Source organism: Pseudomonas sp. TMW22080, from assembly GCF_022496745.1.
GTDB classification, from domain to species: domain Bacteria; phylum Pseudomonadota; class Gammaproteobacteria; order Pseudomonadales; family Pseudomonadaceae; genus Aquipseudomonas; species Aquipseudomonas bubulae.
Window position 1 is genome coordinate 477974 of sequence record NZ_SCFF01000003.1, and the last position, 22131, is coordinate 500104.

Annotated in this window: 24 protein-coding genes and 1 riboswitch; of the genes, 8 read left to right on the forward strand and 16 right to left on the reverse strand. The window is 59.3% G+C overall.

The features are described 5' to 3' along the window. Window positions 1-33: 33 nt before the first annotated feature. From zapE to EQV96_RS12485, 3 genes are all read right to left on the reverse strand, one after another. On the reverse strand, window positions 34-1128 hold the full coding sequence (zapE, locus tag EQV96_RS12475; protein ID WP_095001551.1) for a cell division protein ZapE: 1095 nt from the start codon (window positions 1126-1128) through the stop codon (window positions 34-36). A 91-nt stretch (window positions 1129-1219) separates the two neighbouring features. Beyond that, on the reverse strand, window positions 1220-2575 hold the full coding sequence (locus tag EQV96_RS12480; RefSeq protein ID WP_095001552.1) for a tryptophan--tRNA ligase: 1356 nt from the start codon (window positions 2573-2575) through the stop codon (window positions 1220-1222). 24 nt (window positions 2576-2599) lie between these two features. Beyond that, window positions 2600-3235: an alpha/beta fold hydrolase gene (locus EQV96_RS12485; RefSeq protein WP_095001553.1), complete on the reverse strand. Its 636-nt coding sequence runs from the start codon at window positions 3233-3235 to the stop codon at window positions 2600-2602. Between the two features lie 139 nt (window positions 3236-3374). On the opposite strand from EQV96_RS12485, the gene EQV96_RS12490 reads away from it, so the two are divergent. Continuing rightward, complete coding sequence (locus EQV96_RS12490) at window positions 3375-3809, forward strand: DUF1043 family protein (RefSeq protein WP_016779504.1); 435 nt, start codon at window positions 3375-3377, stop codon at window positions 3807-3809. Window positions 3810-4015: 206 nt separating this feature from the next. Here EQV96_RS12490 and EQV96_RS12495 read toward each other — a convergent pair whose 3' ends face one another. The 3 genes from EQV96_RS12495 to EQV96_RS12505 all read right to left on the reverse strand — a co-directional run bounded on the left by EQV96_RS12495 (window position 4016) and on the right by EQV96_RS12505 (window position 7422). Then, entirely contained in the window at window positions 4016-4738 is a 723-nt protein-coding gene (locus EQV96_RS12495; protein ID WP_095001554.1) for an OmpA family protein, read from the reverse strand. A 155-nt stretch (window positions 4739-4893) separates the two neighbouring features. Further along, entirely contained in the window at window positions 4894-6651 is a 1758-nt protein-coding gene (locus EQV96_RS12500; RefSeq protein WP_240882082.1) for a DUF1302 domain-containing protein, read from the reverse strand. A gap of 141 nt (window positions 6652-6792) precedes the next feature. After that, window positions 6793-7422 (reverse strand): LysE family transporter, encoded by a 630-nt coding sequence (locus EQV96_RS12505; RefSeq protein ID WP_016779501.1) that lies wholly within the window; start codon window positions 7420-7422, stop codon window positions 6793-6795. A gap of 80 nt (window positions 7423-7502) precedes the next feature. On the opposite strand from EQV96_RS12505, the gene EQV96_RS12510 reads away from it, so the two are divergent. The 3 genes from EQV96_RS12510 to EQV96_RS12520 all read left to right on the forward strand — a co-directional run bounded on the left by EQV96_RS12510 (window position 7503) and on the right by EQV96_RS12520 (window position 10343). After that, on the forward strand, window positions 7503-8468 hold the full coding sequence (locus EQV96_RS12510; protein ID WP_095001556.1) for a 2-hydroxyacid dehydrogenase: 966 nt from the start codon (window positions 7503-7505) through the stop codon (window positions 8466-8468). A gap of 30 nt (window positions 8469-8498) precedes the next feature. Beyond that, window positions 8499-9497: a class I SAM-dependent methyltransferase gene (locus EQV96_RS12515; protein ID WP_150628278.1), complete on the forward strand. Its 999-nt coding sequence runs from the start codon at window positions 8499-8501 to the stop codon at window positions 9495-9497. A gap of 50 nt (window positions 9498-9547) precedes the next feature. Further along, window positions 9548-9667: riboswitch (yybP-ykoY riboswitch) on the forward strand. A gap of 91 nt (window positions 9668-9758) precedes the next feature. Next, the gene (locus EQV96_RS12520) at window positions 9759-10343 is read left to right on the forward strand and encodes a TMEM165/GDT1 family protein (RefSeq protein WP_086799543.1); all 585 of its coding nucleotides are present in this window, start codon (window positions 9759-9761) and stop codon (window positions 10341-10343) included. Between the two features lie 105 nt (window positions 10344-10448). Here EQV96_RS12520 and EQV96_RS12525 read toward each other — a convergent pair whose 3' ends face one another. Genes EQV96_RS12525 through EQV96_RS12540 form a run of 4 tightly spaced genes read right to left on the reverse strand, consistent with a single transcriptional unit; the run spans window position 10449 to window position 12435 of the window. After that, the gene (locus tag EQV96_RS12525) at window positions 10449-11267 is read right to left on the reverse strand and encodes a M48 family metallopeptidase (protein ID WP_240882083.1); all 819 of its coding nucleotides are present in this window, start codon (window positions 11265-11267) and stop codon (window positions 10449-10451) included. A 34-nt stretch (window positions 11268-11301) separates the two neighbouring features. Next, on the reverse strand, window positions 11302-11928 hold the full coding sequence (locus EQV96_RS12530) for an SOS response-associated peptidase (RefSeq protein WP_095001559.1): 627 nt from the start codon (window positions 11926-11928) through the stop codon (window positions 11302-11304). Window positions 11929-11979: 51 nt separating this feature from the next. After that, the gene (locus tag EQV96_RS12535) at window positions 11980-12240 is read right to left on the reverse strand and encodes a DUF2007 domain-containing protein (RefSeq protein ID WP_095001560.1); all 261 of its coding nucleotides are present in this window, start codon (window positions 12238-12240) and stop codon (window positions 11980-11982) included. Between the two features lie 12 nt (window positions 12241-12252). Then, entirely contained in the window at window positions 12253-12435 is a 183-nt protein-coding gene (locus EQV96_RS12540; RefSeq protein WP_095001561.1) for a CPXCG motif-containing cysteine-rich protein, read from the reverse strand. A gap of 105 nt (window positions 12436-12540) precedes the next feature. On the opposite strand from EQV96_RS12540, the gene EQV96_RS12545 reads away from it, so the two are divergent. Next, on the forward strand, window positions 12541-13707 hold the full coding sequence (locus EQV96_RS12545; RefSeq protein WP_095020337.1) for a 1-acyl-sn-glycerol-3-phosphate acyltransferase: 1167 nt from the start codon (window positions 12541-12543) through the stop codon (window positions 13705-13707). Between the two features lie 146 nt (window positions 13708-13853). Then, the gene (locus tag EQV96_RS12550; protein WP_016779492.1) at window positions 13854-14060 is read left to right on the forward strand and encodes a hypothetical protein; all 207 of its coding nucleotides are present in this window, start codon (window positions 13854-13856) and stop codon (window positions 14058-14060) included. 58 nt (window positions 14061-14118) lie between these two features. On the opposite strand, the gene EQV96_RS12555 is transcribed toward EQV96_RS12550, so the two are convergent. After that, window positions 14119-14703, reverse strand: coding sequence for a YajG family lipoprotein (locus tag EQV96_RS12555; protein ID WP_095001563.1), 585 nt, complete (start codon window positions 14701-14703; stop codon window positions 14119-14121). A 156-nt stretch (window positions 14704-14859) separates the two neighbouring features. Between EQV96_RS12555 and EQV96_RS12560 the strand changes: the two genes are divergently transcribed. Together EQV96_RS12560 and mqo are read left to right on the forward strand one after the other, a co-directional pair. Further along, window positions 14860-15093 carry a hypothetical protein gene (locus EQV96_RS12560; protein ID WP_095018287.1) on the forward strand — a complete coding sequence of 78 codons (234 nt, stop codon included), beginning with the start codon at window positions 14860-14862 and terminating at the stop codon, window positions 15091-15093. A gap of 693 nt (window positions 15094-15786) precedes the next feature. Then, window positions 15787-17295 carry a malate dehydrogenase (quinone) gene (mqo, locus tag EQV96_RS12565; protein WP_095001565.1) on the forward strand — a complete coding sequence of 503 codons (1509 nt, stop codon included), beginning with the start codon at window positions 15787-15789 and terminating at the stop codon, window positions 17293-17295. 262 nt (window positions 17296-17557) lie between these two features. Here mqo and EQV96_RS12570 read toward each other — a convergent pair whose 3' ends face one another. The 5 genes from EQV96_RS12570 to EQV96_RS12590 form a co-directional block, all read right to left on the reverse strand. Beyond that, window positions 17558-17845, reverse strand: coding sequence for a PA4642 family protein (locus EQV96_RS12570; RefSeq protein WP_095018285.1), 288 nt, complete (start codon window positions 17843-17845; stop codon window positions 17558-17560). 51 nt (window positions 17846-17896) lie between these two features. Beyond that, window positions 17897-18391, reverse strand: a complete 495-nt coding sequence (locus EQV96_RS12575) for a hypothetical protein (protein WP_095001567.1) — start codon at window positions 18389-18391, stop codon at window positions 17897-17899. A 55-nt stretch (window positions 18392-18446) separates the two neighbouring features. Further along, window positions 18447-20162, reverse strand: a complete 1716-nt coding sequence (locus EQV96_RS12580) for an ABC transporter ATP-binding protein/permease (protein ID WP_095031992.1) — start codon at window positions 20160-20162, stop codon at window positions 18447-18449. Between the two features lie 140 nt (window positions 20163-20302). Next, complete coding sequence (locus EQV96_RS12585) at window positions 20303-20863, reverse strand: response regulator transcription factor (RefSeq protein WP_016779485.1); 561 nt, start codon at window positions 20861-20863, stop codon at window positions 20303-20305. Then, the gene (locus EQV96_RS12590; protein WP_095001569.1) at window positions 20856-22118 is read right to left on the reverse strand and encodes an ATP-binding protein; all 1263 of its coding nucleotides are present in this window, start codon (window positions 22116-22118) and stop codon (window positions 20856-20858) included. Before EQV96_RS12590 ends, EQV96_RS12585 begins: the two co-directional genes overlap by 8 nt. Window positions 22119-22131 lie beyond the last annotated feature (13 nt).

Here is a 22131-nt window from a genome sequence, read left to right on the forward strand (position 1 = left end):
AAAAAGGCCTGCAATGCAGGCCTTTTTTTTTGACTAGGGTTTGTGCGCCCGCGTCAGATATTCATGGGACTGCATTTCCAGCAAACGGCTGAGGGTACGCTGGAACTCGAAGTTCAGGCGCCCGCCCTTGTAAAGGTCTTTCAGCTCGACTTCAGCCGAGATGATCAGCTTGACGTTGCGGTCGTAAAACTCATCGACCATGTTGATAAAGCGTCGGGCGATGTCGTCCGTTTTCACTTCCATCTGCTCTACACCGCTGAGGATTACAGCGTTGAAGATCTTGCCAAGCTCGATGTAATCATTCTGGCTGCGCGGGCCGTCGCACAACTCGCGAAACTCGAACCAGGCCACATCATCACAGGTACGCAAGGCACGGATGGTGCGGTTCTCGATGATCAGATCATCGTTTTCGATCGCCCTGTTGGAGTTGTGAGTCAGCGCCTTGAAGCTTTCTCTCAAGCTCTTCTCGGACTCTTCGTTCAACGGAAAGTGAAACAGTTCGGCCTGCTCAAGGTGACGCAAGCGATAGTCGACGCCGCTATCGACGTTGACGATTTCGGTGTTCTGCTTGATCAGCGCAATGGCGGGCAAGAAGCGCGCACGCTGCAAGCCGTCCTTGTACAAACCGTCAGGCACAATGTTCGACGTAGCCACCAGGGTGACACCGTTTTTGAACAGTTCTTCCATCAAGGTGCCGAGAATCATGGCGTCGGTAATGTCCGACACAAAGAATTCATCAAAGCAGATCACCCGCGCCTCGTCAGAAAAACGCTTGGCGATAATGGTCAGCGGGTTCTTTTCGCCATTGAGGGTGCGCATTTCTTCATGCACGCGCTTCATGAAGCGGTGGAAGTGGGTACGCACCTTCTCCTTGAACGGCAGGGCATCGAAAAACGTATCGACCAGATATGTCTTGCCACGGCCTACACCGCCCCAGAAGTAGAGGCCCTTGACCGGCGTCTGCTCCTTTTTGCCGAACAGCTTGCCGAAAAGGCCCGGCTTGCTCTGCGAGGAAGCGACCAAGTCGTCGTACAGGCGCTGCAAATGGCGCACAGCGTTTTCCTGCGCGGCATCGTGGAAGAAGTCCGGGCGTTTCAGATCTGCTTGATATCGTTCTAGAGGCGTCATAATTCGTTAGCAAGGCAACAAAAACGGGCCGACACTGTAGCGACGACCCTTGGGAATGGCAATCAAACCTGAGACGAAACGTCGCACTTTCTCAGTCTTGAACGGGTACCAGCGCAAGGCGCAACGCTTCGATTGCCTCATCTCTGGCTGTGGCATCGGCAAATACCGGGCTGTCAGCCACGCAGGTGTCGCCCAGCCAGACACTGAAGCTCAACGCGTCACTGCGCACATCCAGAGGCTCGCCGGATTGCAGCTGCTTGGTCACCTGACCGGCGGTTTTACCGTCGGCAAAGCTGCGCGACAGCAGCAATTGTTCGCCAGCAGCGGCCAGCAGGCGGAAACGGAAGCTGCCGTCTTCGTCGCGGAAGCTGACAAAGCGCGGGCCCTTGGCGGCTTTCTTTTTGCTCGCAGCAGTGGTTTGCGCGGCACTGACAAACGAGCGCAAGCCAACGGCTTCACGCAATTCGACAAGGAAAGGCGCTGCGATCTTGCGAGCTTTTTGGGCGCCAGCCAGCAGGATGTCTTCCATATCATCAGGACGCGACATCAAGTCGTGGTAACGCTCGCGGGACTCGCCCAGCTCGGCGTCCAGCAGCTTGAACAGGCGCTCTTTCGCTTCGCCCCAGCCCAGGCCCTGCAACAGCTCGCTGCGGAACTCAACCGACTGCTCAGGCGTGGAGAATGCCTGGTACAGGGTGAACAGGTGCGAGTTGTCCGGATCCTTCGCCTCGCCCGGTGCACGGGAGTCGGTAACGATGCGCGAAATCGCGCTTTTCATGTCCTTGGCGCTGCTGAACAACGGAATGGTGTTGTCATAGCTCTTGGACATCTTGCGACCGTCCAGACCCGGCAAAGTGGCCACGCTTTCTTCGATCAGCGCTTCGGGCATGGCGAAAAACTCTTTGCCATTGCCGAACAGGTGGTTGAAGCGCTGGCCAATATCACGGGCCATTTCAACGTGCTGGATCTGGTCACGCCCCACAGGCACCTTGTTGGCATTGAACATCAGAATGTCCGCAGCCATCAGCACCGGGTAGCTGTACAGGCCCATGGTGATGCCCGCATCCGGGTCTTCGCCGTTTTCCAGGTTCTTGTCTACCGAGGCCTTGTAGGCATGGGCCCGATTGAGCAGGCCCTTGGCCGCTACGCAGGTCAGCAGCCAGGTCAGCTCGGGGATTTCCGGGATATCGGACTGACGGTAGAAGGTCACACGCTCGACATCAAGGCCGGCCGCCAGCCAGGTTGCAGCGATTTCCTGACGCGAACGCTGGATGCGCAGCGGGTCATCGCACTTGATCAGGGCATGGTAGTCAGCCAGGAAGTAAAACGAATCGGCGTTGGGGTCGCGGCTGGCCACGATCGCAGGGCGGATGGCCCCGGCGTAGTTGCCCAGGTGCGGCGTACCGGTGGTGGTGATGCCGGTGAGGATACGAGTACGAGAGGTCATGGGTAATCGCTTATCAGGCTGCAATCAATTCGAAAGGCGTGGCGCTACCAACTCTTTGAGCTCGGGCAGCTTGCCGTGAAAAAAGTGTCCGCATTCTGCCACTTTCAGCAGCTCATGGGGGCGCGACAGGTCGTTTGACCAGTTATAGACCAGCTGCGGGTCGATCACTTCGTCGGTTTCAGGCTGGATAACGGTCAGCGGGCAGTTATGTGGCAAGGCATCTTCGTCACGCAAACGCATCACCGCAGGGGCGATCATAAACACGCGCTCAAGCTTTTCGCCCTGGGCTTCAAGGCGACCACCCAGGCTGGCGGCAACAAAACCACCAAACGAAAAACCGAACAGGGTGATCGGCAAGTCAGGGTGTCTGGCGCGCAACCACCGGGCTGCTGCAAAGGCATCGTCGACTTCGCCGGTGCCCATATCGTGGCTGCCTTCACTGGCGCCGGTGCCGCGGTAATTAAATCGCAAGGTAATCAGGCCAGCATCGCGGGCAGTGCGTTGCAAGGTCGAAACCACTTTATTCATCATGGTGCCGCCCTGTACCGGATTGGGGTGGCACAGCAGCGCAAGGCCCTTTGGCTCAGCACAATCAAGGTACAAGGCTTCCAGTTGGCCGACCGGGCCAGCAATTACTACGGGGGTTTCGCGGGTAAGCAAGAGGGAACTCCGTGACCTCAGATTGGGTCGACTCGTCTAGCTGATAGATTCTGTCTGACATATTTGCGAGTGCATCGCGGTATACAGCGCAGGTCCGAGCCGTTAACGTAAAGCAAAGCCGTTTATAGAGGAAGGACTCGTGGAACACTCGCTCTTGATTTGGTTGTTGCCGACTCTCGCCCTGGTTGCCGGTGTCGCCATTGGTTTTCTGGTTGCTCGTCTGCTGCCCAATGCCGTGCCTAACCGCACGCAGCGTCAGCTGGACGACATCCAGGAACGTTTTGACAGTTACCAAAGTGAAGTGGTTACCCACTTCAACACCACCGCCAACCTGGTGAAGAAACTCACACAGAGCTATCAGGACGTGCAAGAACACCTCGCCGAGGGCGCCAACCGTTTGGCCCTGGACGAGCAGACTCGCCAACGCCTGCTGGCTGCCCTGCACCCGGATGTGCCACAACCGCATCGCGAGCGCATCACCCCGCCGCACAGCACCGAGCCGCCATTGGACTACGCACCAAAAAGCCCGAACGGTCCTGGCATGCTGGATGAGCATTACGGCCTGAAGAAGTAATTTCCCCAGCCGGATGCCCAATAAAAAGCCCCGCGATCTGCAAGGATCGCGGGGCTTTTTGTTGTGTGTCTTGCGCCCCCCCGTAGCCGCTGCCGCAGGCTGCGTTCGACGACGAAGTCGTCGCAATATCAGCCAAACCCCGCACTCAGGGTTTACGACTGCTGCGCAGCCGAACGCAGCCTTCGGCAGCTGCTACGAGGTAATGATCAAGGGTACTGCTGCACCTGACCCGGCTGCTGGTATTGCATGCCCGGGATTGGCGCCAGTGTCACTTGTACGCGACGGTTCTGTGCGCGGCCATCTGCGGTGGCGTTGCTGGCAATCGGATCAGCCGGGCCCATACCTTTGACTGACAGGTACTGGCCGCTCACACCTTGAGACGTCAGGTAGGTCGCTACGCTTTGCGCACGCTGCTGGGAAAGCTGCATGTTGTAGTTGTAGTTACCGGTGCTGTCGGTGTAACCCACGATCTGGATCAGGTTCTGGTTGTTGAACTGCTTGAGCGAATTCGCCAGGTTGTTCAGCGGCTGATAGAAGCTGGGCGCAATGTTGGCCGAGTTGGTCGCGAAGGTAATGTTGCCTGGCATCACCAGGGTGATGTTGTCGCCCTGACGCTGAACTTCAACGCCCGTGTTGGCCATGCTCGCACGCAGGGCTGCTTCCTGCTTGTCGGCGTAATAGCCATAACCGGCTGCACCCAGGCCTGCCACGGCAGCACCGATCAGCGCGCCCTTGCCACGGTTGTTATGGTCGATGGCAGCACCCGCCACAGCACCCGCCAGAGCCCCCAGGCCACCGTAGGTGGCAGTCTTGCTCAAGCCCGTCCCGGAAGACCCCTGGCCCTGGTTGTCATACGGGTTAGGCGTAGCGCAGCCAGCCAGCAAGGCCACCGCACTTGCAGCAACAATCAAACGACGCGAAATGAACATGGTGAAGCTCCTGATCAATCTTTCTAGGGGCAAAGGCCATTGGCATTAGACCTTTATAAATCTTGGAACACGACCAACGGTAAAAATTCCTTGGGTCGTAAACATTCGCACCCCACAAACAATAGTCGCCCGAACGCCTCCCAACAAATTCCGGCCTAGAACTTCACACCCATCGTCAGCGCCACAAAGTCGCGGTCGCTGAGGGTGTTGTAGCGCCCACCAAAAAAATTGGTGTACGACAGGCTGCCGGTGTAGGTGCTTTGATAGTCACCCTCCAGCCCCAGGGAGATGGCTTTGCGGCCCTCTTCGAAGCTGGCATCGGGCCCCGGCGAATAGCCGCTGACATCATGGGACCAGCCCAGATTGGGCTTGAGGTTCACCCCGGGAACAACGCTTCTGTATTCCCACACTGCGCGACCACGGTAGCCCCAGGAGGTGGCCGTGGTGAAGCCGTCATTACCTTCAGAGCCAAACACCGGATCACGCCCGTAACGCAGCCCTGAAGGGCTATCCAGGCCACCAACCCGGGTCACCCCCACTTCACCGGTCACGGTCAGGTGATCGGCACCCATCGCGTTGTCGAACACATGGCTGAGGGACGTCTGGAACCGGGTGACTTCCTTGCGCCGATAGCCCTGCACATCTGCGCCGGGAGTGACGCTCAGTGGCGATGCATCGGCAAGCCCGGGCAGCAACGTGACATTGGCGTACAGCAAGTCGTTGCTGTTGAGTTGCACCGGCGCATTGGGACGGTAACTCAACTCGCCCTTCCAGGCCGTGCCTGTGGATAAAGTGGTGGAGAAGCTCAGGCCGTAAAGGCGGATGTCTTCAGGGTATTCAACGTAATAGCCCGAATTGCCGGCAACAACCATCGGCGCCAGCCCTCCGGCGCCTGCTGCCGCCTTATAGGCCGACTGCGGCGCCGCGCTGGCGCTGAGGATCGGGTCGCGACTGTGGTAGTTCATGAAGTAGGCACCGAACTCGGTGCCCAGCGGCTCGAACACATAGTGCATGGCCACCCCGAACTGCCCGCTGTTGCGCGCATAACGATTGGCGCCACGGCGTACCAGCACGCCCTCCTCGTTCACCTCAACCCCGGCACCGGTCAGCGCGGCGAGGTCGGCCACATCGAGTGCCGAACGCTTGCTCATGACCCGGTAATTGCCGCTGCAGCCGTCAGCCATCACGTCTGACCGGGAGAAAAACGTCCCGCAGTTGTCCGCTTCGGACGGCTCCCAATCCAGCTGATAAAAGGCTTCAGCCGACAGGTTGTCGGTCAGGTTTTGCGAGAGATAGAACAGGTTGACCGGCACCAGGCCATCTTTGAACTCAGTGCCAGGCCGACGATAGGCGGCAGGGTCGGTGGGGTTGATCGCATTGATGCCGCCACCGATAAACGCACTTTCGCCCCAACTGACCACCTGTTTACCCAAGCGGACTGCGCCGGGCTGATCGGCAATGGCGTAGTTGTGGTAAACGAACGCATCGAGCAGTTGCGCGCCGGCCGATTGCGCGCTGGCTCGGCGGCCTGAGTCACTGATGGGCTTGAAGGGGCGGCTGTCGTCCTGCAACTCGAAGTCATACCAATACTTGCCGCGCACATACAGGCCGCTGTCGCCGTACTTGAGTTCCAGTGCGTGCATGCCGGTAAAGATTTTCGAAAAAGTTTCGCCGCGTTTGAAGTTAAGGCGGCCATCGTCCGAAATGGCCGATTGCCCCGTGCCGCCATTGTTGGCGCCTATCAGTTTGCTGTCGGCCCTGGCGGTGGACCAACTGGCGCCGATGGACAGCTCGGTATCGATCTGCCCCTCAACCGGGCCGAGATTGAAGCTCACGCCCCAAGCGGACGTCGACGCAAGGCTGACTGCCAGCGCCAGCCTGGCGCGACGCCAGGACCGGTGGACTGAGGACATCGATACTTCTCCGTGGGCACACTGCAATAAGCCCGCAAGGATGAAGCAAATCCAGATTTTGACAAGAACCCGACCATCTCCCCGTAGCTGCTGCCGGTCGCAGCCTTCGTTCCTCGGCAGCTGCTACGGAACCAAGGTGTGTCAATGCATCTCGGTAAACGCCAGTTTCACGCCCAACGCCACCAGTACCGCCCCCATGGTGCGGTCAAACCAGTGACCCATGCGGGCAAAGCCTGTACGCACGCGCTGATGGCTGAACAGCATCGCGACCATGCAGAACCACACACCGGTTGCCACTGCCAGGTACACGCCATAACCGGCCTGGATCGACAGCGGGGTGTGCGGGTTGATCACCACGGTAAACAGCGACAGGAAAAACAGCGTCGCCTTGGGGTTCAGGCCGTTGGTCACAAAGCCCGACGTGAAAGCCCCGCGTGCCGTGCGCTCGCCCACCGGCAAGCTGGCCGCCAACGCCGCAGGATCAGCCGGTTTGGCCCGCAGTGCCTTGATGCCGATATACAGCAGATAAGCCGCTGCCAGCCATTTCAGGGCGTTGAACAGCACAATCGATTGCGACACGATGATGCCGATACCCAGCAATGAATAGCCGACATGGACAAAAATCGCCGTGCCCACACCAAACGCGGTAAACATCCCGGCACGGCGGCCGTGAGTGACGCTCTCGCGTACTACCACGGCAAAATCAGGCCCGGGGCTGGCCACCGCCAACAGGTGAATCAAGGCTACGGTCAAAAATTCTGTCCAGTACATGCACGGCTCCATTACAAATTGTTTCTTCTGTTAGGCTCGCCACATTACGCCTTCATTTCACAGCACAAAAGGTACAGTTGATGACTAACACTCAGCGCGCCGTATTCCTTGATTACACCTCACTGGACCTGGGCGATCTCGACCTCGACCCGCTGCGTCGCAGCTTCGGCGACTTGCAGCTGTGCGCAGACACCACGCCAGCCAATGTGATCGAGCGTCTGCAAGGCGCCAGTGTGGCCATCAGCAACAAAGCGCTGCTCAACGCCCAGACCCTGGCTGCCTGCCCGGAGCTGAAGTTGATTCTGGTGGCAGCCACCGGCACCAACAACGTCGACCTTGAGGCCGCCCGAGCCCTGGGGATCACCGTGGCCAACTGCCAGGGCTACGGCACGCCATCGGTGGCGCAGCACACCCTCGGCCTGCTGCTGGCACTGGCTACGCGCCTGGTCGATTACAACAAGGCCGTGGCCGACGGCCAGTGGCAGCAAGCGAAGCAGTTCTGCCTGCTGGACTTCCCGATTGTCGAGCTGGAAGGCAAGACCCTGGGCCTGTTCGGTCACGGCGAGCTGGGCAGTGCGGTCGCGAAACTGGCCGAAGCCTTCGGCATGCGCGTGCTGATCGGTCAGATCCCGGGGCGCCCGGCCCGTGCCGGGCGCCTGACGCTGGACGAACTGCTGCCCCAGGTCGACGCGCTGACCTTTCACTGCCCGCTCACCGAGCATACGCGTAATTTTATCGGCGCCCGCGAACTGGCACTGCTCAAACCCGGGGCCTTTGTGGTCAATACCGCACGTGGCGGCATGATCGACGAACAGGCACTCGCCGACGCCCTGCGTAGCGGCCATCTGGGTGGCGCGGCCACCGACGTGCTCAGCGTCGAACCACCACGCGACGGCAACCCATTGCTGGGGGCCGACATTCCGCGCCTGATCATCACCCCGCACAGTGCCTGGGGCAGTCGTGAAGCACGCCAGCGCATCGTCGGCCAACTGGCGCAAAATGCCGAAGCGTTCTTCAACGGTACAGCGCTGCGGGTCGTCAGTTGATAGACTGCGCCCCTTTTTGAGGAGCAGATTATGGATCCGCGCAGTGAAGTACTGCTTCGTCAGCCTGAATACTTTCAAGGCTCGGTGCTATTGGTCGGCTTGCCCGCTGACGAACTGCTGGGCGAATTGCCCGATGCCCATGGCTGGTGCTGGCATGCCGGCGACCAGGCCGCGCTCGACGCCCGCTTTGCCGGGCGCGTGCAGTTCGGTGTCGATATCCCTGAGCGGGCGTTCGACACCGCCGTGGTGTTCCTGCCCAAGTCCAAGGAACTGAGCGACTACGTGCTCAAGGCCGTGGCTGCTCGCCTGCCGGGTGCCGACGTGTTTCTGGTCGGTGAAAAAAAGGGTGGCATTGAAGGCGCGTCCAAACAGTTGATCCCGTTCGGCAAGCCACGCAAACTCGACAGCGCGCGGCATTGCCAGCTGTGGCAAGTGACGGTGGATAACGCCCCGCCCGTGCCGGTACTGCACGACCTGGCGCAACATTACGAACTGCCGCTGCCCGAAGGCCCGCTCAAGGTCGTGAGCCTGCCGGGCGTGTTCAGCCACGGGCGCCTGGATCGCGGCAGCGCCCTGCTGCTTGAGCATCTGGACAAGTTGCCCAGCGGCCACGTGCTGGACTTCGGCTGCGGTGCGGGCGTGCTCGGGGCTGCGGTCAAACGTCGCTACCCGCACAACAACGTCACCCTGCTCGACGTGGATGCCTTCGCCACCGCCAGCAGCCGTTTGACCCTGGCGGCCAACGGTCTGGAAGGGGAAGTGATTACCGGCAACGGCATCGACGCCGCGCCCATGGGTTTGAACACGATTCTGAGCAACCCGCCGTTCCACGTGGGGGTGCATACCGATTACCACGCCACCGAAAACTTGCTGCAAAAAGCAGTGAAACATCTGAAATCAGGTGGCGAACTACGGATTGTCGCCAACAGCTTCCTGCGATATCAACCGCTGATCGAAGAGCATTTCGGTACCTGCACGGTCAAGGCCGAGGGCCAGGGTTTCCGGATTTACAGCGCCAAGCGCCGTTGACCCTGCGGAAAAATAAGAGCTTGCCGGATCGGATTTGCCTAGGCAGAATCCGCTCCGTCCTAGGGGAGTAGTCTCCCACGAGCGTCAAGCTCGTCCGGCATACGTCAACATACTTGGTCAACAGACCATGGCGTATGCGACCCAGGTGTCCGCACAGACGGACCGGGGTTTGACAAGACCTATGACACGAACACCTTACCCGGGGCGGGGAGGCTGTACGTGTCATAGCCGTGTCGACCCGCCCCTGGAAACCACCTGATGATGCTCGATTCCCTGCTTGTCCCTACTGCAATCGTTGCCTTGGCCGAAATCGGCGACAAGACGCAACTGCTCGCCCTTATTCTGGCCGCACGCTTTCGCAAACCCTGGCCGATAATCGCCGGTATCGTGGTCGCGACCCTGGCCAACCATGCCGCCGCCGGTGCTGTAGGCGCCTGGTTCAGCACGTTCTTCAGTGACGCCATGCTGCACTGGATCCTCGCCGCGAGCTTTACCGCCACCGCGCTATGGACCCTGGTGCCGGACAAGATGGACGACGACGAAGCCAGCACCGCACGCAAGTACGGGCCGTTCGTGACCACATTGATCACCTTCTTCATTGCCGAAATCGGTGACAAGACCCAGGTGGCGACGGTGATGCTCGCCGCACAATACCCGGATCTGTGGCTGGTGATTATCGGTACAACCCTGGGCATGCTGATTGCCAACGTGCCGGTGGTTTTGGCGGGCAACTTTGCCGCTGACAAACTGCCGTTGACCCTGATCCGCAGACTGGCTGCCACCGCGTTCGTAGTACTGGCTGTAGTGGCCGTGTACAAGGCGATGCAGATCAGCGGCTGGGTGTAACCCACACTTTGTGTGGGAGCGGGCTTGCTCGCGATACAGGCACTGCGGTCTTTCAGTTGAACCGCGTAGACGCCATCGCGAGCAAGCCCGCTCCCACAACAAGCGTCACGATTTCGGCGCTTGCTGATACAGCGGCATCACCTTCGGAATGGCCGCCTCCAGCGCAGCAATCCGGCTGCTTGAAGCCGGGTGGGTGCTCATGAATTCAGGCGGCGCATTCTGTGATTGCTGAGCCATTTTCTGCCACAGGGTGATCGCCGCATTCGGGTTGTAGCCCGCACGGGCTGCCAGCTCCAGACCGATCAGGTCCGCTTCGTTTTCATTGCTGCGGCTGTTGGGCAAGGTCAGGCTGTAGTTCACCACCGTGTCGGCCAGGCCCAGGCTGTCCTGGCCCAGGCCCAACAAGGCGCCAGCACCCTGCTTGGCGATTTCGATGCCATAGGCCTTGGACATGGATTCACGCCCGTGCTCACGCAAGGCGTGGGCGATTTCATGGCCCATGATCGCGGCAATTTCATCGTCACTCAGTTTGAGTTGCTCGATGATCCCGCTATAAAAGATGATCTTGCCGCCAGGGCCGCAGTTGGCGTTGAGCTCGTCACTCTTGATCAGGTTGACTTCCCAGTTCCATTGCGCGGCATCCGGGCGAAAGGCCGGCGCCTGGGCAATCAGTCGGTTGGCGATCGCCTGCAGGCGCCTGGCGTTGGCGCTGGTCTTGTCCAGGACGCCCTTGGTGCCCGCCTCGCTGACGGTCTGTTGATACGACTGGGCGTACATCTGGTCAACCTGCTGGCTCGACAGCATGCTGAACATGTACTGCTTGCGCTCTACGCCCACGGCGCCGCCATTGGTGGTATTCACCGCCTGGCATCCACCCAGCAACAACCCGGCGCCCACGGCGCACACTAACGCTAACTTACCCATCAAAAATCTCCATAAAGATGGCGCGTATCGTATCTCAACCCGGCGTCAGGCACTCGGGCGCGTTGAGTTTTGGATCGTTGACCAGATTGGCCAGCGGTCTTTCTCGCAGCGGCATCTGCGCACTGGCCAGCAGTGCCTGCAAGGCCTGCAGCGGAGTCTGAGGGTCAAGCCAGGCCTGCTGGCCAGCCTCATCCAGAATCAGCGGGCGACGCTGGCTGGCCGCTGCCTGTGTAATCACGGCGGTGCTCAGCCACACATGCCCCTCAACGGGGTATGCCTCCCAGATACCGGCAAAAAACAGCGAGGAGCCTTCACCCGGCGTCAGCCAGTAGGGGCGTTTACGGGTCGTGCCGCGCCATTCATAAAAGCCGTTGGCCGGGATCAGGCAGCGGCGCTCACGCAAGGCATCGCGGAACATGGGCTGCTCGGCCACGGTTTCAGCACGGGCATGGGCCGGAGTCCGTGACAGGTCGGTCAGCCACGCCGGGGTCAGGCCCCAGCGCGCTCGCGCCAGCTCTCGCTGGCCAGGCTCAGCACCGGCGCGCAGAATCAATACCGAATCATTCGGCGAAATATTCCACTGGGCCTGCTGATCCGCCGGGAAACCGGGCAAGGCTGCAAATGCAGGGTTCCAGCGAAACAGGGCAAAACGTCCACACATGGGGCAGCACAACTCTTCTTTTGTATAGCAATGAATAAACCGTCGCTGGCATCAGCAATCCAGCACATCGGGGAAACTCTCAGGCTCATCACCAGCCACCGGTGACGCGGCATTGTACGCATCGATCAACTCCCGTGCGTATTGCGCCCGATCATTGGCCACCGCCAGGCCGAGCAAGCCGAACACCGGCAGCTCCCCCGTGGCGCCGACCAGATCACGGCCCTGTAGCCGGGCCTCGACCCCTTCACTGGCCAGCATGCCCAGCAACAGTTCGGCTTCCATCAGGTTTTCCGGCTCGTAGATGCGTTGCATGGTCTTCACTCACTACTCATTCTCGGTATGTACATCGAGCATCCATTCATGGCCATCGGTCTGAAGGTGAAAAAGGATCGGCCGACAGCACACCGGGCAGTCTTCGATGTAGCTCTGATCACCCCCCGACAGGTCGAGCACCGCTTCAGCCGGCTCGCCGCAATAGGGGCATTCATAGTGTTCAGTTTCAAGCATCGCGGTCTCCAGAGTGACTTGTGCGTATAATCGCCGGTCTATTAGCAGGGCTATTATTTTTGCCCTGCCCTGCGTACCAACCCTAGTCGTTTCCAACAAGAGAGCATGATGGGCCAATTCGATAGCATCCGACCTTACGACGACGCCGAAGTACCAGCAGTGCTGGCCCGGCTGCTCAGCGACAAGGCGTTTCTGGATATCCTGACCCACTTTCGCTTTCCGCGCCTGGCCGGCGCTTTCGGTTGGCTGTTAAAACCACTTATAGCTCATCGCCTGCGCAAAGAGTTCGCCAGCGTCAATTCGGTCGCGGCCCTGCAGGACAAGGTCGAGGTGTACGTCGATCGCACCATCGAACATGCCACCGACGGCGTAACCTATACCGGCGTCGAGCAACTGAAATCCGGCAGCGCCTACCTGTTTCTGGCCAACCACCGCGATATCGTGATGGACCCGGCGTTCGTCAATTACGCCGTGTACCACGCCGGCCTGCCAACGCCGCGCATCGCCATTGGCGACAACCTGCTGCAAAAGCCGTTTGTCAGCGATCTGATGCGCCTGAACAAGAGCTTTATCGTGCACCGCTCGATCACCGGGCGCCGGGAAAAGCTCGCGGCTTATCAACTGCTGTCGGCATACATCAACCACTCGATCCGCAACGACTGCCAGTCAATCTGGATCGCCCAGGCTGAAGGCCGGGCCAAGGACGGTGATGACCGTACCGATTCGGCGATCCTCAAGATGTTTCATATGAGCCGTAAAAACGAGCCGTTTGCCGAGGTCATTCAGTCATTGAACCTGACCCCGGTTTCCATCAGCTACGAATACGACCCCTGTGACCAGGCCAAGGCCCGCGAGCTGTTTATCCGCGCCACTACCGGCACCTACAGCAAGGCTCCTGGCGAGGACGACACCAGCATCGCCAACGGCATTACCGGCTACAAGGGTCGCGTGCACGTGAACTTCGGGGCGCCGGTGACCGAGTTGTTCGAAGACAGCAAATTGCTGGCCGCCGAAATGGATCGTCATATCCTCGGTGGCTACCGCCTGTTCCCCGCGCACTACCTGGCGTATGCGCAGTGGAGCGACCACGACCCCGAGTTACAAGTGCCGACGGCCGCAGAGGTATTCGGTGCCGAAGAACTGGCCAAGGCCCAGGAAGAATGGCAACGCCGTCTGGACGCCTGCCCGGCCGAGCACCGTCCGTATCTGGTGCTGCAATACGCGATGCCGGTGCGTAACCAGTATCGGATCAAGGCTGGCCTGGCGCTGTAACCCAATAAACCCGTGGGAGCGAGCCTGCTCGCGAAGGTTGTTCGCGAGCAGGCTCGCTCCCACAGAAGGGCTTAAATTCTGCTGTCACCGTATCGTCATATTGAGAGGCCACTCTGTGGCCCCTCGACACCGACACGGAGCTTGTCATGCTGCACGCAGAAAACCAGGACCGCCTTTACCTTATCGCGCCCAGCGACGAACAACAGGCATTGATCGAGGGTTTGGCCTTTAACGTGCAAGACCGCCACTGGCTGGTTTACTGCGCCCTGAGCGGCCACGCCCATGCCGACCTGCCCGAGACAGACCTGCTCACCGGCGTCAGCCGGCTGGAGCTGTATGCCGAAGCGGCCTGAATGTTTCGAACACAAAAAAGCCCGAGCTCACTGAGTTCGGGCTTTTTATTTTACCGGCTTACTCGCTGAGCAAACGACCGATGGACGGGTCCTTGAACACACGGGTCAGGGCATCACTCAACACATCGCTCACCAGCTTGGTGTTGGTCTCCTGGTTCGGCGCCATGCCGAAGCGCTGATCCAGGGACGCGCCATAACGGCCGCTGTAGGTACGACCACCGTTCTTCACATCGGAACGGAAGGTCGCGCCAATGGTGGCTTCAGTCACGTACATGGTGTCCTTGGGCGACTGATACTTGAGTTCGGCCAGGGTCACGGTCAGCGTTGGCGCGTTCATCGCATTGGCTGTCGGAGTGAAACCCAGCAAGCGCACGGCTGCTTCAGCCTGGGCTTGCAGCTTGGGAACCAGGTCGGCACTGCTGACGCTGATCGCGCTGGTCTCGGGGTACATGCCACCACGGGTCCCCAGGGTTGGGGAAGGACGACCGTCCACCACACGCACAACCACCGGCTGGCCACGACCCACTGGCGCAAGCTGGGTGGTCAGCTTGGGTTGCGGGCTGAGTTGTTGCGGGCTGTGGGCGCAGCCGACCAGGGTCAAACTGGTCACAGTAATCAAACCGAACAACAGGCGTTGCAACATGCTTATCTCTCCAGGACTGGGTATAACAGGCCGTCAGTATAGGGTGCCGGACGCCTGCGAACTAGCGGCTTGCCGTCACCCGCCTGTCATCGCCAATTCATCCGTATGTCACCTGCACAGGGCATAGTCTCGACGACTGACTCAACAGGTGCCGCCATGAACATGCTCTTGACCCTGCTCGGCTTCAACCGCCCCGAGCGCTGCTTCGCCCGCCTGGATTCGGCAGGTCGCTGCCAGGCCTTCAAGCAGTGCAAACAACCGCCGGTCGGCGACAGCTGGGTCGAAATCGAAGAAATCCGCCTTAACTGGTTGCACCAGGTGCTACCTGCCAACGCCCGTATTGCCTCGCCCGCAAGGCATTCGTCAGGGCACCCGCTGCCGGGCCTCTGAACGGCGCACCAATAAAAGTCATTTAACAGGATCAATTGCCCACGTTTCTTCGCTACAATCTCCCCCCGATTATAAGGACGTCTCCTGATCGGGCCCCGCAACATCGCTAATGCGCTTGTATTGGCACCCCAAAACCGCCCACAGAGAGCCGCCCACACAGATCATGTGAAGCTGGCGCGCTTGAATTTCATTGCGTAACCCCCACTTTCTGCATGGTCTGCCAGAGCTGCCACAACGCTCGGCCACTGGTTCGGTGCCCAGCGTGCGGTAGCCCTTTTTTGAGGTTCACGTCTTCAAGAGAGCGTGAAAAAAACGGGTTTCACAACTTCACAAGAGTGTGGCGAGCAAATGAAAAGTTTTGCGTCTGAACATGCACCATTAGCGTCTGATATTGCCTCACCAAGCAGGATCGAAGTCGGCTCCACAGCACGAGACTGAAAGCCTGTCCGCTTACGGATTTGGTTGCACAAACGGACGCTCTAGACATTAAGTCGAATTGCCTCCCGAGTACTGAAATGCGTTCATATGAACCTTGAAGGCCCGGTTGGTGGCGTCCGCTAAAGTTGCAAGAAATTGCGAAGAATCGGACATGGCGATCCTGGCCATGAGTGGCCCGGGGCTAATCAGAACCACGCCCCGGACACCTGGCAGCTATGCCGTCAATTTGGTGCCGTAGATTTTGGAGACGCGTTAATGGCGCATAACGAAGCAGTCGACGTAGTACTGGTTGGGGCGGGCATCATGAGTGCCACCCTCGCCGTACTGCTCAAAGAGCTCGACCCCGGCATTAAGCTGGAAGTTGTTGAGCAAATGGACTCAGGTGCTGCGGAGAGTTCCAACCCGTGGAACAACGCAGGCACCGGTCACGCCGGCCTTTGTGAGCTGAACTACACGCCGCAGGCGGCTGATGGTTCGATCGACATCAAAAAGGCTGTGCATATCAATGCCCAGTTCGAAGTGTCGAAACAGTTTTGGGCCTACCTGGCGCAAAAAGGCACCTTCGGTTCCTGCAAGTCCTTCATCAGCCCGGTTCCTCACCTGAGCTACGTTGAAGGTGAAAAAGGCGTGTCGTTCCTGAAAAAACGCTTTGACGTGCTGAGCAAGCACCATGCGTTTGCCGACATGGAATACACCGAAGACAAGGCCAAAATGACCGAGTGGATGCCCCTGATGATGCCGGGCCGCCCTGCGGATCAGCTCATCTCGGCCACCCGCGTGGAACATGGCACCGATGTCAACTTCGGCGCCCTGACCCAGCAACTGCTCAAGCATCTGGCCAGTGCACCGGACACCCAGATCAAGTACAGCAAAAAAGTCACCGGCCTCAAGCGTAACGGTAACGGCTGGACAGTAAGCATCAAGGACACCAACAGCGGCAATACTCGCCACGTTGATGCCAAGTTCGTATTCCTGGGCGCCGGTGGCGCGGCCTTGCCGCTGCTGCAAGCCTCGGGCATCGAAGAAAGCAAAGGCTATGGCGGCTTCCCGGTCAGCGGCCAATGGCTGCGTTGCGATAACCCGGAAGTGGTCAAGCTGCATCAGGCCAAGGTTTACAGCCAGGCTGCCGTCGGCTCTCCGCCGATGTCGGTGCCGCACCTGGACACCCGTGTGGTCGATGGCAAAAAGTCGCTGCTGTTCGGACCTTATGCCGGTTTCACCACCAAGTTCCTCAAGCATGGTTCGTTCCTTGACCTGCCGATGTCGATCCGTCTGGGCAATATCGGGCCGATGCTGGCCGTGGCTCGCGACAACATGGACCTGACCAAGTACCTGGTCAGCGAAGTGCGCCAGTCGATGGAACAACGCCTGGAGTCCCTGCGTCGTTTCTATCCACAGGCCAAGGCTGAAGACTGGCGTCTTGAGATTGCCGGGCAACGGGTACAGATCATCAAGAAAGACCCGAAAAAAGGCGGTGTGCTGCAGTTCGGTACCGAACTGGTTGCGGCCAAAGACGGTTCGCTGGCCGCTCTGCTGGGGGCTTCGCCTGGCGCCTCGGTAACCGTTTCGATCATGCTGGACCTGATCGAGCGCTGCTTTGCGCAGAAAGCCACGGGCGAGTGGGCGACCAAGCTCAAGGAAATCTTCCCTGCACGGGAAAAGGTCCTCGAAACCGACGCCGACCTGTACCGCGAAATCAGCACCCGCAACTCCGAGCTGCTGGAACTGGTTACGCCTAAAACAGCCAGCACCAGTATCGCTTAATGCAACATTGACGTTTCATGCGTCATAAAAAGCCCCTCGCCCTGTTTCAGGGCGAGGGGCTTTTTTGTCGCCCTGATTCGGGGCACTGCAAAGGCGTAAGCCCAATGCAAGGTAACTCGTGAATCAGAACATGAAACAAGATCCGTAGCAGCTGCAGGAACACTGCAACTGTGGGAGCGAGCCTGCTCGCGAAGGTCGTTCGCGAGCAGGCTCGCTCCCACAATAGGGCTTGACCTGCAACAGAGTATCTACAGGGTGTGGATCAACCGCGAGCCTGGTTGATCAGCTCGATGTACTCGTCAGCATTGCGCTGGTCCTTGATGATGTCCACGAACGTCTGACCCTGTTCGTCTTTGCCATCCAGGTCGTAGCCAGCTTCCTTGAAGAAAGCCAGGAAGCGCCCGAAGTCATCGATGCGCAGGCCACGATAAGCCTTGATCAGTTTGTGCAGCGACGGTGAAGTAGCGTCCACAGGCTCAAAGTCCAGGAACAACTTGATCTGCTCGTCGCCGATCTCGTCACCAATCAACTGCTTTTTGTCTTTACGCATGTCCGGCTCCAGCCTCTTGATACTTCACGGGGCCCGCAGTTTACCCAAGGCTTATCGTGCGCGCACGCTGCCGGTGTGCAAGTCGGCCCAAATATGGCCATTGGCATAGGTCAAGAACTGGACATAAAGCGTGTCATTGCGCAGCAAATCAATCACGACCCGGTACTGGCTCTGTGGATAAGACAAGCTCAGGGTTCGCGTCTTGCTGTCGAACACGGGCTTTTTCAGGCTTTTGCTTTCGCCATCAAATGAAATCAGCACCTGGCGCACGGTAGCGCCCTGGCTCATCGGCTTGCCCTTCAAGCGCACCAGCAGTGGCGAAGTCACCGGGATAGGCTGCTGATTGGACTGGCGCTGGCTACCCACCACCACCGAGTACGAAGTCACCAGCATCAACTGCTGTTGCTCGGGCACTTCGCTGCGCACTTGCAGATCATCGGCAGGCAGAAACTGCCCGTGCAACAGCGGTGTGGCCACAGGAGCCGCCGCCAGAGGCAAGCTTGCCAGCAGCAGGCTCAGGGCAACACTGCGAAATAGAAGACTCATGTCAGGTTCCAGAAAGCGGGAAGCAGCACTCTAGCATGTCGCGCGCCCGCCTCTTCTACTGTGCAACCAGTTGCCCCGCCACGATCCGCACATGCTGCGGATGAAAGCGCGCCAGGCTGCTGCGATGGCCCACGCTGACAATGCTCAAGCCCGGCAGTTGATCGATCAGGGCCTGGTACACCATGGCCTCGTCTTCCTCGTCCATTGCCGAGGTTGATTCATCCATATACAGCCACTGCGGGCGATACAGCAGCGCGCGGGCAAAAGCCAGGCGCTGCTGCTCACCACCGGACAGCAAGCGTTGCCAGTGATTGATCTCATCAAGCTTGGGAATCAGGTGCTCAAGCCGGCAAGTACGCAGCACCTCTTCATAACGCTCAAGGGTGTAGGTGTCCCCGGTCTGTGGATAACTCAGGGCATCGCGCAAGGTGCCTATGGGCAAGTAGGGTTTTTGCGGCAGAAACAGCGCACGCTCGCGGGGCATGCGGATCGCCCCGCCCCCTCGAGGCCAAAGCCCGCCCATCGCCCGCAGCAAGGTACTCTTACCACTGCCGGAGCGACCGCTGAGCATCAGCCTCTCACCCTCCTGCACCTGCAGGCTGGCGTCACGCAGCAGCGGGCGACCATCGGCCAGATCCAGGCTCAAGTCATGGATCTGCAAGTTTTCGCCCAGATGCTGCACATCAATCGCCGGGCTGCGCTGCTCGTTGTCGGTCATGGCCTGACGAAAACTCAGCAACCGGTCGCAGGTGGCACGCCATGCCGCCAGAGTCACGTAGGCATCGATAAACCAGCTGAAGTTCTCTTGCACATTGCTGAAGGCCGAGTTGATTTGCATCAGCTCACCCAGCTCGATCTTGCCGGAAAAGTAACGCGGGGCCGCGACGATAAACGGAAAGATAATGGCGATCTGCGAGTAACCGGCGGTGAAAAACGTCAGGCGTTTTTGTACCTTCATTTGCGTCCAGAAGTTTTTCCAGACCTTGTTGAAACGCGTGCTCAGTTGCTCATGCTCATTGGTTTCGCCGTTGTACAAGGCAATGCTCTCGGCATTCTCGCGCACCCGCACCATCGAGAAACGCAAGTCAGCTTCGAAGCGCTGTTGCTGGTTGCTCAAGCCAATCAGCCGCCGACCGATCAGATGCGCCAGCCAACTGCCCACGGCGGCATACAACAGCGCGCACCAGAACATATAGCCGGGGATGGTGACGCCAAAGACTTCGATGCTGCCCGAAACGCCCCACAGGATGATCGAAAACGACACCAGGCTGACCACGTTACGGATCAGCCCCAGGCCCAGGGTCAAGGTGCTGTCGGTGAACGAATTGATATCTTCACTGATGCGCTGGTCAGGGTTGTCGGTATAGCCGCCCTGCTCCAGCTGGTAATAGTTCTTGTGGGCCAGCCAGCGTGCGAAGTGCTGCTCGGTAAGCCAGCGGCGCCAGCGAATGGTCAGCATCTGGGTCAAATAGAGCCGATACACCGCGCCGACAATACCCGCCGCGGCAATGATGCCGAAGTAGCCGATCAGGCTCCAGAACGCCTTGGCGTCCTTGTTTTCCAGGGCATTGTAGAAGTCCTTGTACCAGTGGTTGATCCACACCGAAATGCCCACGCTGACCAGCGACAAGGCAACCACGGCGATCAACAGCAACCACGCCCTGGCGCGTTCTTCACTGCGCCAGTAGGGGGTTATGAGGCGCCACACCCGAGGGATGAAATCCCCACGCACAGCATCATTCACGACAGAAGGCTCGGCGTTCTGATTCATCGTTCAGGCTCGTTCGGAGTAAAGAGCAACCTGCAAGCCGGTCAGGACAACCGGCCCACGACGCTGGGACACGTCTTGTTACAGGTTAGAAGCTGTAGCCGTCAGCATGCAAGGCGCAATGCAAATGCTACAGCTCCCGTTCAGCGTCGCACCGGACGCTTCTGCAATTTGCGCTGCAAGGTACGCCGATGCATGCCCAGGGCGCGGGCAGTGGCCGAAATATTGCCTTCATGCTCACCCAGCACGCGCTGGATGTGTTCCCACTGCAGGCGGTCAACCGACATCGGGTTGTCCGGCACCAGGGTTTCCAGGTCGGCATGCTGGGACAGCAAGGCGGCGAGCACGTCATCGGCATCGGCTGGTTTGCACAGGTAGTTGCAGGCTCCGCGCTTGATCGCCTCAACGGCGGTGGCGATGCTCGAATAACCGGTGAGGATCACCACCCGCATCTCCGGGTCGAGTTCCAGCAGCTTGGGCAGCAGGACCAGGCCGGAATCGCCGTCCATTTTCAGATCCAGCGCGGCAAAATCGGGCAGATCCTGTTGTGCCAGGATCAGCCCCTCTTCGGCGGAACCTGCCGTGCTCACGCGAAAACCGCGTCGGCTCATGGCGCGAGCCATCACACGGGTAAAAGTGGCGTCGTCATCTACCAACAACAAATGCGGCAGTTCTTCGCCTTCGACCTGAATTTCTTCACTCATTTTCATTTCCTCGGGCGACACGTGGCAGGCGCAGCTCAGTGAGCGTACCGCCATCCTCATGACTGTAGAGTTTTACCGAGCCGCCAGCGCGGGTCACGCTGGCCTTGCTCAAGAATAGGCCCAGACCGAAGCCTTTGCCCTTGGTAGTAAAAAAGGGTTTGCCGATTTGTTCGGCGATGGCCAACGGTACACCCGGACCGTGGTCACGAATACTGATTGTCAGATCAACCGCATCCCAGTCGACTGTCACTTCCAGCCCTTCCGGGCAGGCATCGGCGGCATTGTTGAGCAGGTTGAGCAGCGCCTGGGTCAAGTCAGGTGGCGGCGCCAGGCGCGGAACCGGCGCGTGGCCCAGGCACTGGAAGCGATAAGTGGCTTCAGGCCGCATCAAGTGCCAGCGGTTCAGGGCTTCATCCAGCCATTGCGTAACGTCCTGAACCTCGATCGCCAGCCGGCGGTTGGCCTCGGCGGCACGCACCAGTTGCTGCAGGGTTTCCTTACACAGCTTGACCTGATCCTGCAGCACGCTCAGATCGTCCTGCAAATCCGGGTCAAGGTGATCGCGACGCATCTCCTTGAGCAGCACGCTCATGGTCGACAACGGCGTCCCCAGTTCATGGGCTGCACCGGCCGCCTGCGTGGCCACGGCCAGCAATTGCTGGTCGCGCAGGCCTTCTTCACGGCGCAGGGCGCGCAGTTCTTCCTGACGGCGCAGTTCCTCACCCATTTTGGCGGCAAAGAACGTGATCACCGCAGCTGACAGGGCGAAACTCAACCACATGCCATAAATCTGCAGCTTTTCGCGAAAGAACGGCACGGTATCTATAGGGTAGAACTGCATCAACAGCAGCGTATACAGCGCCAGCGCAATCCCGGTCAGCACCAGCGAATAGCGCCAGGGCAGCGTGACGGCGGCGATGGTCAGCGGCACCAGATAATACGAAACAAACGGGTTGGCCGAGCCACCCGAAAAGTACAGCAGGGCACTGTGGATAAACAGGTCACAGGCCAGTTGCAGCGCATATTCCAGCTCAGTCACCGGCCAGGTGGTGCGCAACCGGATCGCGGTAAACGCGCACAACAGCATGGAAAACCCAAGGGTGATGCTGAGCTGAAACCAGGGTAATGGCAGCAGGTTGAACAGATAGGCAAAGCCCACTGAACCCGCTTGCGCGGCCAGCACCAACATGCGGATAAACGTAAGACGCCAGAGGTTCTGGCGTGTTGCGGACAATAACTGAACGGGGGCGAGCATGAGCTCTCCTGAT